At 57.2% G+C, this 13,770-nt stretch carries 7 protein-coding genes; 2 read left to right on the forward strand and 5 right to left on the reverse strand.

The genetic code is table 11. From position 1 onward, the window contains the following. Positions 1-9 precede the first annotated feature (9 nt). From ACZ5AL_RS00215 to ACZ5AL_RS00225, 3 genes are all read right to left on the reverse strand, one after another. Positions 10-2,010, reverse strand: coding sequence for a phospholipase D family protein (locus tag ACZ5AL_RS00215; protein WP_464509717.1), 2,001 nt, complete (start codon positions 2,008-2,010; stop codon positions 10-12). Between the two features lie 441 nt (positions 2,011-2,451). Further along, the gene (locus ACZ5AL_RS00220; protein WP_464509718.1) at positions 2,452-4,674 is read right to left on the reverse strand and encodes a hypothetical protein; all 2,223 of its coding nucleotides are present in this window, start codon (positions 4,672-4,674) and stop codon (positions 2,452-2,454) included. 818 nt (positions 4,675-5,492) lie between these two features. Then, complete coding sequence (locus ACZ5AL_RS00225) at positions 5,493-6,740, reverse strand: hypothetical protein (RefSeq protein ID WP_464509719.1); 1,248 nt, start codon at positions 6,738-6,740, stop codon at positions 5,493-5,495. Positions 6,741-6,862: 122 nt separating this feature from the next. Here ACZ5AL_RS00225 and ACZ5AL_RS00230 point away from each other — a divergent pair, with 122 nt between their 5' ends. Both ACZ5AL_RS00230 and ACZ5AL_RS00235 read left to right on the forward strand, forming a co-directional pair. Continuing rightward, positions 6,863-7,207, forward strand: a complete 345-nt coding sequence (locus ACZ5AL_RS00230) for a hypothetical protein (RefSeq protein WP_464509720.1) — start codon at positions 6,863-6,865, stop codon at positions 7,205-7,207. A 1,246-nt stretch (positions 7,208-8,453) separates the two neighbouring features. Beyond that, the gene (locus tag ACZ5AL_RS00235; protein ID WP_464509721.1) at positions 8,454-9,260 is read left to right on the forward strand and encodes a protein NO VEIN domain-containing protein; all 807 of its coding nucleotides are present in this window, start codon (positions 8,454-8,456) and stop codon (positions 9,258-9,260) included. Between the two features lie 252 nt (positions 9,261-9,512). Here ACZ5AL_RS00235 and mcrC read toward each other — a convergent pair whose 3' ends face one another. Together mcrC and ACZ5AL_RS00245 are read right to left on the reverse strand one after the other, a co-directional pair. Further along, positions 9,513-10,541, reverse strand: a complete 1,029-nt coding sequence (gene mcrC / locus ACZ5AL_RS00240; RefSeq protein ID WP_464509722.1) for a 5-methylcytosine-specific restriction endonuclease system specificity protein McrC — start codon at positions 10,539-10,541, stop codon at positions 9,513-9,515. 66 nt (positions 10,542-10,607) lie between these two features. After that, the gene (locus ACZ5AL_RS00245; RefSeq protein ID WP_464509723.1) at positions 10,608-13,616 is read right to left on the reverse strand and encodes an AAA family ATPase; all 3,009 of its coding nucleotides are present in this window, start codon (positions 13,614-13,616) and stop codon (positions 10,608-10,610) included. Positions 13,617-13,770 lie beyond the last annotated feature (154 nt).

Consider the following 13,770-nt stretch of genomic DNA (forward strand, 5'->3'; position numbering starts at 1 on the left):
CTCTTTCTGCTATCGGATGTAAAGCCGCGCTCGTAAGTAAGTATAGCGAAGTGGTATATTGCCTTCAGGGTAGACCCACTCTAAAAAATTCTTGCCTTGATCAATGATGACCATCCGGTTTGAGACGGTAGTGCCGATATTGCCCGGAAGGAGCGAGGCACTTTCTTGGGCCTGCTTGTAGTGCTCAAAAATGACTTGTAGACTCTGCTGGTGACCAAGTCGAACTCTAGCCTGCCCCTCGCCTCTTAGGATCCGCTGCCATTTTGGGCGCCCTGGTGGATACCGGTCCTCATGCGGTGTCTCGGGGATTTCTTCCGGGTTGTACCCTGCATCTTTCCAGAGCGAGCGCATTACAGTTCGTCCGAGTGCGCATTCATCCTGGTCTAAGCCAACCGGATTTGCTTCTATGTGCTGTAGGTACCGACCTGCAAATAGCATAAATAGGCGTCCCGGTGTACCTGTAAGGTCGCGTATTTCACGGGCAACCTCCATATCCGATCGAGCATAGCGGACCGGAAAGGTGATACGCTTCATGCGGGAGTCCATCCATCGCGGAATCTGCACCCGGTTGCTGGACAAGATTAGCGCCGGATACGACCGCCCCAGCGCCTCCGGCCGTAGCCAGTACCCCTTGATGACCTTTTCGAGGCCCATGCCGCGACGAAAGCGATTGTGAGGGACATCGTCGAAGACCACGGGGAAGGCCGTACCCAGTTGACCGGCAGCAAGCACGCCGTCTGCCGAGAGGTCACGCCCCGGAACGGGGTCTACAGGTCGCCCGGCCAAGAGAGACAGTCCAAAGTGGAGCACGGTCGACTTCCCATTCTCCGAATCCCCAAACAGGAAAAGCGACCGTGGCCCTCGTTGCGGACGGCTGGCGGCGGTTTGGCACTCATGTGCCCAGCTGAGGTGGAAAAACGGCGCACAGAATAGGTAGACCAGGGTTTCGACGATGGCTGACCGTACCGATTCAAGATTCGAGGTGCGTCCGGTAGCGGCCAGTTCGAGGAAGCGCCGCACAGGAGCTACGGCCTGCTGCAGCGTTGCACGACGCGTACCGGTGTCGGTATCCGAGTTGGGAATCAGACAGCGCGACTGCTGCTGACCCTGCAGTCCGATCCAGGCAAACGGGGTCGCGATGCTGTCGGCATCGGGCGACAGGCCGGTGTGCATGAGAGGAACTACGTGTCTTCGGTGGTCGAGCAGGGCCGCGGCGGGAACGCGTACCTCGTGACCGGTCTGCTTGGCGTCGAATGGCTGTAGTGCCTTTGTAATGGCTTTTTGCCGTCGACTGCCTGCCGGGAGCGACAGCGTGATGTGTGAGGTTGTGGTTGGCGCATCCGGTTCATGGGACGAGCCCGTGTCGTCACCTGACTGTTCAGCTTCTGGGGTAAATGGCATCGTTGTGGAATAGCCGGAGCCTTCCACCTCTTGTACGCCCACCACCGTGAGCTTTTCGGCAAGCGTATCCATCGAATCTGTGATGGCCAGTTCGGCAGAGGCTTCGTCTTGCTGAAGCCAGATTCGGATAGCGGTTGTGGTATTGAGCGACGAGCGGTTGATAAGCTCGTGCAATGGACCAAAGAACAGCCCATCGCAAAAGTCGTCGCGATGCTCTATGTAGTCTTGCTCGATCGACAGGAAGTACGGATCACACTCAGTAAGTGGTGTTAGTCCTGGACGTTCAGCCGTAGTTGGTGCGCTCGGGAGACCCTGAGGGATGTCGTAAATGGAAGCATGGTTCACTTGTCGGCCACGCCATCCCGACTGCGTAAAGTTAGCTGAACTCGTGATGATACGAGACTTCTCGGTTCCGTAGAGTAGATACAACTTCGTATGCAGCGTTCGCTTAGGACTCAAGAACAGCCGCAACCGCCCGGCGTCGCGCAACTGATACAGACGCTCAATAAGCGCCACGCGTCCTCTGGCACTGCCTCGGAGTGGAGCAGCCTCCTCGCCAATAACGAGTTCTACAGCATCGAACTGAAACATGTCGAACAGCTTTGCCACAAGTGAGAGATTGGCTATGTACGTAACAGCTCGAAGCGTGTGATAAGTGCCTGGAGGAAAGCATTTTGCAAACGCACGCTTTGAGCGTAGCACACGCGAGGAGAGCATCCCGGTTATAGATGACGGATGTCCAGGAAATAGAGAAGAAGGAGGCATAAGGATGCGGGGGTATGGATCTACAGATAGCGAAGCCACCAAAGCGACACATCCAACCAGAGGGGCGCAGCCGGTTTTTGATGCCATGGAAACCACGCATATCGATGTAAATAATTGGCACCAGTTGGTGTCAGGCTTACCCGGACACGACAATAGGGCCTCACACAGCCGCTGCATGATAGCATACATCTGCAGTGCTGTAGAGGAGTAGTACTATGCTTCTGTAGTGGTATATTACTGTTCCACTGTAGCACTATCCTATTGTAGTGCTTATTTGCTGAGTCACTACTGCTGGGCGTCTTCAGCGTACGACCGCGCACTCCGTAGCGTCTTGTCCACCTCTCGCTCCGGCAGCGCCGGGCTACAGATGAGCCGGTTCCACGCCTGCACAACCACTCGCACGGGGACATGGCCCGCCGTCTCATCTGACTTCGGCAGAGCCCCAGTCAGCTGGCGAGTCCACCGGTTGCCCGTCGATTCGCGGCTGTATATTGGCATAGGCAAGGGCATTCCCTCGCCCATGGGTACAGGCGTCTCCTCACGTGCCTGCAGAAGGCTCAGGACGCGCCGTAGCGCCGCGTTGGGGTAGGTCGTGGCATAGAGCCCCATGACAAAGCACGCGCTGTTACGGCCCACATAGGGCCGATCTGCGGCATTGCCCCACGGCTCCGCCTCACCCACCGGCTCCATGAGCCGATCGATCAGGCCGTGACTGGCATATTCGGTCCGGTTTGCAGGGCTGTCCAGGCGTAAGAGCTGTGCAAGCGACTCTTCGGCTCCCGGATCCGCCCCTAAATCCCGAAGTGGCGGCGGGCGAGAAAAGTAGGGTTTCCAACAGTAGTCAATAACACTTATGGGGATTTCGGGGCCGTTTGGCCTTTTTTTAGATCGGGGGTTGCTTTTGAGAGTTATGGTGACCGATGGGAGTGAGGGCTGTAGAAGGTTCGTAACCGGCTGACTCACGGGGTGAGTGGTTCTTGATGACTCCTTGTGCAATAACAGAGATGTGAGTGCGGGTGCGTATGAGGCATTTCGGGGCTTAGGGAGCTCAAAGCCGGTGTAGTGTCCGCACTCACTGTGCCCAAATACCACCAGAGGGGGAAGGTTGAGAAACTCCTTCCCCGATAGACCGATGCAGCGTCGCCCATTCCCCCGGGCGCTTCCGATCATGCGTATAGGTTGAGTCGCTCGGCATGCCATGTTGTCAATGGCCTTGCGGAGCTGGGGATGATTCTCGCAGAGTCGGTCGAAGAACCCAGATATGAGGGTGTGAACGGCGTTTTTGTCTTGGTAGATGGGGCAGCCAACGGCTCCGTGAGGAATGCGGACGTGAAAGCCCTTGCCTCCGGTGTAGCTTACCACGATTTCAGAGGGATCCAGGCCGCACTTGGCTAAGAGACGGCAGAGCGTTTGGGCATGCTGATGGGAGGTAAACCGGTCAGGGCCATCGATGTCGGCGACGATCCAGGGGACCGTGATTGCGCTGTCGGGGTTGCGCCGCTTGATTTCTCCGGAGCGCCACCGGCCAAGTGACAGAAATGAGGGCACGTTGCTTCCGTGTTTAGCGATGTACCGGGCAGAGCGGTGACCGACGCGAGGGACGGGGGAGGTCCACTGGCCGTTTTGGATGGTGGCTTTCCATCCGACGGTAAAGTCCTTGTAGAGGGTTTTCCGGTGAGCATAGAGCGCCTCAGCAACCTGCAGGGGATCCAGCTCACTTCGATGCCAGGGAATGATGGGCTCGGGGCCTGCACTTCGCACGGCCCGTGTTGTTTGAGCCGTGTCGGACTGCAGAGCAGTGTGGAGGGCCCAGCGGCGTCCATTCCGATCTCGCACGAGCTTGTTGGCCGAAGGGATCACCGGGCCTAAACAGGTGAGCGGAGCGGTGTGGCCCGTGTGATCTGCATCCGTGTCATCTACACGGTTTACATTACTTATTTCACCGACATCGCCTGCATTTCGATAGCGCTTGATCGCCTGATGGATCCGGTCGTAAAATTGGTGGAAGCGGCTGTCAGAGAGCGGGTCCTGGGCTGGGGGAAGCCGCTTGCAGATGCGCTGGTAAAGATCTTCGGCGATCCCCTGAACGGACTTAACAAAGGTGCCCGCCTCGCGCTCAACGATATGCTCGCGCCCGCTGTAGATGTTAACATACTGGTATGAGGAGCTTGGGGCCGGGGCGTCTTGGAACGAGGAGGGCTGGTTAGAAGACGAAGAGTCAGAAGAGGAGGAGGGGCTGGAGGCGAGAGGATGAAGGGCGCCGTCTCCGCTCGGAGGAAGAGCCCCTGCAGGTACAGTCTGGGGAGGTGTAGCGTTGGGCGTTGCAGTGTGGGGTGTTGCAGCGTCGCCTTGCTGAGAAGAAGTCCGGGCCTTGTGTCGCAGGAGCCCGTGGTGCTGCCGGGCGACGTGATCAAGATAAACCATGAGCCCGAGCGCTGGCGTTTCGAAGCGCAGCGTATCCATGTGGGTGACAAATCCCATTGTCTTCAGCACCGAGGTCGATACCATGCCGCCGTAGACAGGGCCGTTTCGGTACTCTCGTTGCGAAGAAATTACATCTGGCGGCTCGCCCCCAGGTGATTTGGCCCTCGACGCAGGCCTTTGGGAAGGACCGCCAGGTCCCGAGCCAATGGGGCTCAGGTTGTTAGGGGTATGGCCCCGTCTGTCAACGCCTCGTGCGTGTACGCTTTGCGTATTAGCGCCCGGCGTGTCATCGTCCTGTGTGTTAGCATCGTGCGTGTCAATGCCCGGCGAGGTGAGGCACAGTTCAGCGTGTTGACCGGCCTGATCGGGGGAGTTTTGCCCGGTCAGGAGGGATTTCGGCTGGAAACCTGGTTGTAGAGGGGGCCGCGGATGCCCGTTTGGGAACCGTGGGTCAGTGTTATGATATGAGCACATGCACAGACGGCCGCCTTGGCGGCAAGATGTGCACGGATGTTGGAGGTTTTCCTCCGCCCGTTGCTGTGGGTCGGGCGTACCACGATACGTCTGTCGCATAGCTGGTTTGCCTCGCTACCGTTCGACCGCCGTCCAAAGCAATCTGCGCGGTAGCTGTAGGTGAAAAATCTTTCAGGGGCCCCGATCTGTTGATAGCAGGTCGGGGTTTTCTGTGTTTAGGGCACGTTCGTCATTTCTAAGTCGTCATGTCCTAATCTCATATCGAAGTCACATATCGAAGTCAACGGTACCAGTACTTGCATTAAGCACTTGCACGGTACCCGAATTAGTTGGGCCGAAGGCCCTCAGTACGTACAGGCATTTTCACATTGCAGAATAATGCACGCATAACCGGTCGCCGTGGTTCACGGCTTGTTCGCAGTGGGGCGTCATGTGCTATCTGAGTCATCGCCGGTACCGCCCAGGCGCGCGAGCATGTAGCCGGGGCGCCGGACGAGAGGCGCTCCGTATCCATAGCTGATCCGGGCGCTTTTGTATCCGGCCTGCTGCAGCATGTCGAGCTGAGGGATGTTGTCGATCTCGCACTGCTTCATAAAGCCAGTCCGCAGGCTGCGCGCGCCATACGCCTCCGGGTCGTAGCCGAGCCGCCCCATCCATTTCTGGACGATCCGGTAGAGGCTGTTCCCTGAGAGGGCCTTCTTGCGGACATTCCCCCACCGGTCTACCCCCCGAAATACCGGTCCCGATGTAATCCCAGCTGCGTCGACCCACGCCTGCAGCGCATCCACAGGATCCACGTGGAACCCTGGGGCCTCGTTGGGAAACCGTGGAAGTCGGCCAGGTCCCGGGCGGGCCGAGCTCTCCTCGTCAAGGCTCTCTTCGTTGGGACCTGCTTCGGCAGCATTTGCTCCGTCAGGGGCTTCTTCGTTAGGGCTGCCCTGGTCCGCATCAGAGTCGGGGATGTAGATCGCGATACCGCCCTCGATGGAGCGGATGTGCCGGTACTGCACTCCGACCAGTTCGGAGCGCCGAAAGGCGCCCCCGAAGCCGATGTGCAGGAGGGCGCGGTCCCGAAGGTCTGCAATCTGATCCTCGTCAAAAGACATCCGGTTGAGATGCTTCAGCAGGACCGGGGCGCGCGTGCTGGTCTCGTATTCGGCTGCCTCATGCAGTGCCTCGCGGCGCTTGCGGACCGCCTCAGACCGAATCGGGTTGATAGGCCCAGGCTCTGTGCGGGCCTGCTCGACAGCGGCTCGGTAGCGCTCGATCTCAGCATCGCTGTAGCGGCGTCGTTCGTTCCCGTCCTCGTCCTCGACCGTTACGGTTTGGAGGTAAGGCAGAAAGACGCCTGCGTCCCGATGCGCAACGGCGACGGCGGTCAAGTAGGTCTCGATCGTGTTCAGCGCATACCCTGCCGAGCCGCCCGGGCGCTCCTGGGTGCGGAGCCACTCTATGAAGTCGGTCACGACCGAGGCCGATACAGGGACGGGAGCGATGTCGCGCTCATCGGTGAAGGTGAGCCACTGCTCCCATCCCGCCCGGTAGGTGCGGCGCGTATCCGCGTTGCCCGGACGGCCGGTACCCGAACGGTCCATATTCGAACGGGCCGTATCATTCAAAGCGGTATCGGTCGAAGCGGTATCGGTCGGAGCAGTATCGCCGGGCGCATCGTCCATCCCTGTAGGCCGTCGCGGGCGCCTTGTGAAGAAGAGGAGTGAGCTATGAAGACTATAAATCTATTACCGCAAGCATAACACATGTTAATTCCCCTCTCGTTCCCAGAAGGCCCTCGGCCCATATGCGAAGATATGATGATGGGGTATGTGCGCACCATGCACTGCACATGCATTGGGGCCGTGCGCACCATGCACTGCACATGCATTGGGGCCGTGCGCACCATGCACTGCACATGCATTGGGGCCGTGCGCACCATGCACTGCACATGCACTGGGGCCGTGCGCACCATGCACTGCACATGCACTGGGCCCGTGCGCACCATGCACTGCACATGCATTGGGCCCGTGCGCACCATGCACTGCACATGCATTGGGCCCGTGCGCACCATGCACTGCACATGCATTGCACCGTGTGCACCACGCACTACCATCGATGGGCACCTGAACTGATAGGACTTATGAGCTGACAGGTAAAAACGCTGCTTTACACAAACGAATCTTTGCTTCGATACATTATCGTTACACGTCCAAAGTAGTCCAAGCTATGACTAAGCTATGTCCAAGCTATGGCGAAGGAAGGCCTACGCGTGGCGAAGGACGCCCTGTCTCTGACTAGACGCCCTGTTTCTGACTAAACGTTCAAACTCGTCCAGAGGCGTCCAACGACGTGCTGCCCGCTGTTCAGGCCAGAACAAGAAATCAGAGATAGCCCGACATGAGTAGCTCAGAGATGATAGGGAGACCAAATAAATAGAGAAACCAGATGTGATGGGGAGCGCACACGGGACGCGCGCTGGGAGACGACAGCCTCAGACGTCGCTCGTACCATCTGCTCATCTCCGGATCTCCTCGCGTATCATCTCGCGCACTTCCTCGCGGATCTCTTTCCACTCCAAAGTTCGTTCGAGCGCGAAGGCCTATGCTTTCAGGTGATCACACGCCTTGCCGTGCCTGGTTTTGATCGCCTCGATCTCGTTTTGGTGAGTCTCTTCGAAGGCTGCAATCTGGGCACGCAGATCACGGGCTCTTGTAGCTCGCTGATCGTACGTCTAAAGGAGGTCTTTGAAGTGTAAGAGCAGAGGGATAAAGGTGGAGGGGGAAAGGTGGAGGAATAGAAATGAAGTGCATAGGCACAACGTGCCGCCGCGTGCTTGAAGGAGCTCTAAGCTGCGTAGAAACTCCAGGTGGAGTAGAAGTTGTAAGCCGACAAGAGCTGTGAGCTAACAAGACCTGCAAAGCCAGTACGAAACGGGCGTATACGAAACCGTATCCCCCCGTTTCTTCTGGTGTATTTCTGCTGCGCGCGGCTGTTTGTAGCCCCTATAAGACTGTTATTGCATTGTCAATAAATAACGCACGTAGGGGATTGGATGATCTAAACGGAGATCTAAGATCATCCAATCCGGCGGGATCCAAATCCCTTTTGTCTAACAAGATCGGTATCAGGACCGGTTGCCTGAAAGAGATCATTTGGATATACTATGTGGTGGATATACTATGTGGGCCGGATACGCTCGACCCATTTTTGCCTGCGGTGGTTATGCGTGCACCGGTATGCGCACCTGTGCACATCTGTATCTGCATGCGTATCTGCCCCTCTAACAGACATGTGATCCCCATCTGCTATGCCTCAATCGTGGAGCCAAGACGAAGTGGACGCGACGATTCAGACGTATGTTGAAATGCTCAAATGCGAGTTGAAGGGGGAGGCCTATGAAAGCAACGCACTACCGTGCTCTCGTTCCACGTCTCGACGATCGGTCAGAGGGCGCGGCTGAGTATAAATTTCAGAACCTCAGTGCGGTCTTTGCTGAACTGGGGTACCCCTACATTGAAGGATACAAGCCGCAAAGTAACTACCAGAAGCCACTCAGAGAGCGGAACATCGAGCTCTTAACCACTTCTGAAGAGTTCCAATCTCTGCTGGACGAAGTTGCAATCGAGGATCCTGTAACAGGCGATGTTGCGACCACACGGTCTGGAGCAGAATGGAATGACATACCATCCTTTGACCAGGTGCTGGAAGATCTGCCAGAAAAGCGGATGACGCCTTATTACAGCATTCCGCGATCGGGGCGTAAAATTAACTACATCGAGCGGGAGCAGAGAAATCAGTCGTTAGGCCAGGCCGGAGAGCGATATGTCCTCGCTCTGGAGAAGGACCGACTTTCTAAGGCCGGGCGAGCAGATCTTGCTGATAAGGTTGAGTGGGTTTCTGAAACAGAGGGAGACGGGCTTGGCTTCGATATACGATCGTTCGAAACCAACGGTGAGGAGCGGTACATCGAAGTAAAAACAACCAGGCAAGGAAAAAGCATGCCCTTCTACGTGTCTGTAAATGAGGTGCTCGTATCCACTGAAAAAGGAGCACGCTTTTACCTCTATCGCGTGTTCAACTTCTCGAAAGCAGTTTCAAGCGGGTCAGGTCCGAGCGGATCTCTCTTTATACTGAGGGGGCCTGTGTCGAAGCACTGTACGTTGACTCCCCGGTCGTACCGTGCTGATCCGGGCATGGAGTAGCCAAAGTATGCCATCGAGTATGCCATAGCCAACTGCTTGAAATAGACAAGTGCTTGGAAGTGGGGGCCTGTTTAGAAGCGGAATTGATTCATAGACACGTCTAATCTGAACGACCGATCATATATACCCCACAAACAGGAAAAGAATGCTTGGGGATAGCCCTGGTGGAAGATGCACTGAGGGATACGGGCATGATCTTGTTTACTGGTGCCTACGGACAGGAGCACCTCGTGCCTTATCGGTTCTTTTCATTCACGCTGGGACGAGGGCGAGCAGGTCGTCTCGCACATCGTGCCAGTCTTGCGCCAAGTTGATCGTGCACACATGGATTCGGTGGCCCTGCACGCTAAACGACTCGTTGAGCGTAGTGGCAATGGTTGGATAGAGCAGTATGCCTTCGGCCTCGTCGAATTCCGGTCCCTTTGTCTGTGCATTCTTTAGGTGCGCGAAGAGCTGATACAAATTCGCAGAGTGATAAGATTGGGAGCCGTGATGGGACTGCAGCGTGCGGGAGTAATACTTTGTGTCAATAATGAGCGCTCGCCGCGGCGACTTCAACACGATATCGGTCCGCATTGACGGAAGATGCTCTGGGGGGCGTCCGTCTAAATCCCACGGGATGTGTGGCGCGCTCACCGTGTAGCGGTTCTGCTCATGGGTGTAGAAGCGGCGCACAAACAATTCGAAGAGCCGGCCCATCTGGGCATCCTCGCGCCGGAAGTCACGAAACCGGCGGCCCGTTCCTTCCTCGGTAGGCACCACGTTCTGTGCAACCAGCTCGCAGACGTTGATCAGGAAGCGATAGAAAGCGTTTCCGGCGTGGAGTTGCACCTGTCCAAATGTAGCAGTGGTAAGCGGTACCGGATCGATACCGCCCAGACGGCGGTTGAGCAGGCGCAACTCTGTACACACAGTATTGCTTATACCCTCGACGCGAAGAAGCCGCTGGATCGTGCTTCGCAGGATGCGGTTGTGCAGCACGTTGCGGCTGAACTCGTCATAGGCGCAGTGGGCCTGGGCACGTGGAAGAAGCGCCTGGCGCACCGACGTGTTGAAGTCAATGCGCCCGCGAATTCGCGCGGTGGCTTGCTCTTGTGTCACGTAGCCGCGGTCGAGTCCTTGGCGAAGCACGCGCTTTGTACCGTTTGCAAGGACCTGCCCGAAGAGATCAGCCAGTTCCGTATGCCCGGTGGCCCCAGTTTCTACGACATGCCCGGCCTCCATCTGATCCCAAGCGTAGCAGAGCAGGTAGTAGACGTTCTGGATGGGAATCTGGGCCATGATAAACGGCGATGAGCTTATGAGGATCGAGGTGCTCTTTGAACAGGTACCTCGTGGAAAGGCGAGCTACGCCACAAGACGCTGGACTTCCGTCTTGGCCTTCTCGGGTGCGTCGAACCAGTATTCTCGGAGAAGCGGCCCGATTTCGTGCTGAACAATCTGTTCGTACCAGCTGCGGTCTGGGGTTTCGTCTTCGCGGGGGCAGAAATAGCTATGTCCGATCTGAAAACCGGGCCCGAGGGTGCTGTCGCTCGCGATCGTTTTGTTGAGCGCCTTGATCCGGCGGGTGATATCCCTGATGAGTTTGCCCGAAGCGCCGTGTGTGCCCAGGTGCTTTTGGAAGAGGGCCCCGAACTGCGGCTCCATGTCAATAAAGCGGAAGCGGCGCCGCAGCGCATAGTCGACCATTGCAAGCGAGCGGTCGGCTGTGTTCATCATGCCAATCAGGTAGAGGTTCTCGGGGACGTAGAAGTCGTCGTGGTGCTCCTCCTGATAGGTGAGTGACATTGCGTGGTTGGGGCCCCGCTTGTCGGGTTCGATAAGCATCATCAGCTCGCCGAAGATCTTGCTCAGGTTGCCCCTGTTGATTTCGTCGATCAAGAAGACATGCGGCCGGTCGCCGATTTGCTGTGCTTGGCGCGCAAAGCGGTAGAACGCGCCATTTTGAAGCTCGAAGCCCTCGCCCGAACCGGGCCGATAGCCTTGAATAAAGTCTTCGTAGGCGTAAGACTGATGAAACTGCACCATTTCGGTGCGCCTCGTGTCCTTTTGGCCCATGAGCGCATAGGCGAGGCGGCGGGCTACGAACGTCTTGCCGACGCCAGGCGGCCCTTGAAGAATGATGTTTTTGCGCGTCTTGAGCGAGCCGAGCCACTCCTTGAACGTCGCGTGGTCATGGAAGAGACCCTCTGCCCCATCACGGCTCGTGTATGTGGGCGGGGTATCATTGGCTGGCGAACCATGAGCGGAAGAGCCATTGGCGGAAGATAGGTCCCCGCCTGGCTCCTCGGCGCGGTTTTCCCGATCGTCCTTTTCTCTCTCATTCCCCATGCTTCGTAAGTCATCCCAAGAGGGATGCGCATCACTACTGGACACGAGATAGAAGGCCGTGTGCACATGCATGAGGTTGCGGAAGGGGAGATCCCAGCGCCGTCGAAGCTGGCGCAAGACGTCCCCGTAGAGGCGCGCGGCATGAGCGACACGCGCGGCCTCCTCCGAGGGCGGGCACACGGCTTGGGGCCCAAGAAGAGCCTGCGCAGCGGCTTTATAGACGGTCGGCTTGCAGAATACGTAGCGCGCTGGGTTATAGGCCGCAAGAAGAAAACTCGCGGTGGTGCCGTTTATGCTTCCCTCGTCGCCAGCATGCCCCCACGTGAGAAAGGAGTCCAGGCGTTCCTCCAGAGACCCGTTCCCGCGGAAGAGCGTGGTCAACTGCTCTCGAACGGCCGCTGGGTCGGCAGACGCAATACGCTTTTTCGCTTTGCCTTGCTCGCGCCATCCCAGGAGGTTTTGGCTCATCTCAATCGCTTTGGAGGCATGGCTAATGGGATCTTCCTCCAGGGCCTCGGCCAGTAGGTGGCGCTGCGCCTTTGGAAGAACCTCGTTCTGAATGTAGGCTTCGCTACCGCCATCGAAGGTCCCGGCCTCCAGCTCCGGACGAATGACGTCCCGTACTGCGGCACCCAGGAGCTCCTCGTCGATCGGAAGCGGATCCCGGTAGCCCGCCTCGGCCGCCCCGTCGATGCCAACAAGGATTTCGAGCTCAGTGAGTCCTCTGGAGGGAGTGAGTTCAGTGAGTGTCTTTCGCGGGAGCTTGCGCGGCTCCCCTCGCCATTCATCTGACTCCTTCTTCGCCCGATCCCAACTGCTTCGAGGATGCGCATGAGGCAGGGTTTCCCACTGGCCCGTTTCAAGCCAACGGACGTCGCGAACGTGTTTATAGTGCTCGCGCTGCTCGTCAAAACGATACGGGGACTCAATAATCCCAGCGCCTACGATCTCAGTCCTTCCTGTTTTTGCGAATACAAGGTCGCCCTCTTTCATCTTGTGGGCAAACTCGTAGCATCCGAGAGCATCAATGGATGAGAAGTCGGACTGCTTGGATGCGTCGTGAATGTCGCCTTTGGACGTATACTGCTGCAAAGGGCCCAGCCCGTCCCACCCGATACTAATAAGACCCTCTACACTAAACTCCTCCCAACGTCCTGCACCTCGCCCTGAAGCGATAACCCACGCGCGCTGCTTGCCCGTAGCAAAATGATCCCCTTCCTGATGAGCCCTATTCGCGAGGAGTTGGCGATTGAGCTCGTGGAAGCGGGGGAGCAACTCTCGGCAGGTTTCCATCATCGCCTCGACATTGATCTCCGAGCCGGCTGCTATTTCATACATGTCTTTGCTCGCATCGTCGTCAAGGTGTCCGCCAGGGTGCAGGCCGTAGGAAAGTCCGTCGGGCTTGACGGAGAAGTGAACCTCGTATGCCTCTTGATGACTTCCTATAGTGGCTGGATAAAGAGCGACCCAGGCCGAAGTCGTCCCAAAATTTTGGTTCCACCCGAACCCCGCTGCGTGATAGTCACAGCCAGAGAGGTCAAGTCGGTCTTGAAGAAAGTCGGCAACGTCGGTAATCCAATTCTTGCACTGTTCTGCTTGTAGCCGGTAGTCAAGGCCGTGCAATAAGGTGAAAAGCGTCCAACTGCCAAACGCGCTTCGCTTCCGAGCTTTCTGATGGGCGATTGCCTCGCGAAGGTCAGGAAAGTCGCTAAAATATGCGGGGTCACGCGCATCGATGTGCTCTTGGATCTCCTCAATGTCCTCTGCAGATACGCTCTGTCCATTGAGAATGCGCCGCGCGATCACATGTCGGAGGAAGGTGACCGGGCGGATTTGGGAGAGGCCATTGGTCTTCTCGGTCAGTTGCTCGGTGCTCTTGTTAGCATGAAGCTCCAATGCCTCTCGACTAAGCTCGTGGTTGACGTATTTGAGGAACTCCTCAGGGTGTTCTTGGAAGCGCCCGTAGCGCCCGGCAATAGGTTGGAGATTCGAGATAGCATTGTAGAACTGGACTTCACTTGACATGGGGGGGAGTGCCTGTTTAGTGATAGAAACGAGAGATGGTAATGCCAACCTACCAACAAGGCAGGAGAAACGCTATTTGTTCGGCAAGTACGAAACCACAACAAAAGAGCTCTTCATCACGAAGCCCCAAGGCGGATACAAAGAGAGGCGTGCC

The sequence above is a fragment of the Natronotalea proteinilytica genome, from assembly GCF_055379935.1.

What these genes read in the sequence shown, in the direction of transcription:
- ACZ5AL_RS00245 (WP_464509723.1), bottom strand. Translation starts at nt 13,616, where the DNA reads ATGTCAAGTGAAGTCCAGTTCTACAATGCTATCTCGAATCTCCAACCT.
- mcrC (WP_464509722.1), bottom strand. Translation starts at nt 10,541, where the DNA reads ATGGCCCAGATTCCCATCCAGAACGTCTACTACCTGCTCTGCTACGCT.
- ACZ5AL_RS00230 (WP_464509720.1), top strand. Translation starts at nt 6,863, where the DNA reads ATGCGAAGATATGATGATGGGGTATGTGCGCACCATGCACTGCACATG.
- ACZ5AL_RS00220 (WP_464509718.1), bottom strand. Translation starts at nt 4,674, where the DNA reads ATGGTATCGACCTCGGTGCTGAAGACAATGGGATTTGTCACCCACATG.
- ACZ5AL_RS00225 (WP_464509719.1), bottom strand. Translation starts at nt 6,740, where the DNA reads ATGGACGATGCGCCCGGCGATACTGCTCCGACCGATACCGCTTCGACC.
- ACZ5AL_RS00235 (WP_464509721.1), top strand. Translation starts at nt 8,454, where the DNA reads ATGAAAGCAACGCACTACCGTGCTCTCGTTCCACGTCTCGACGATCGG.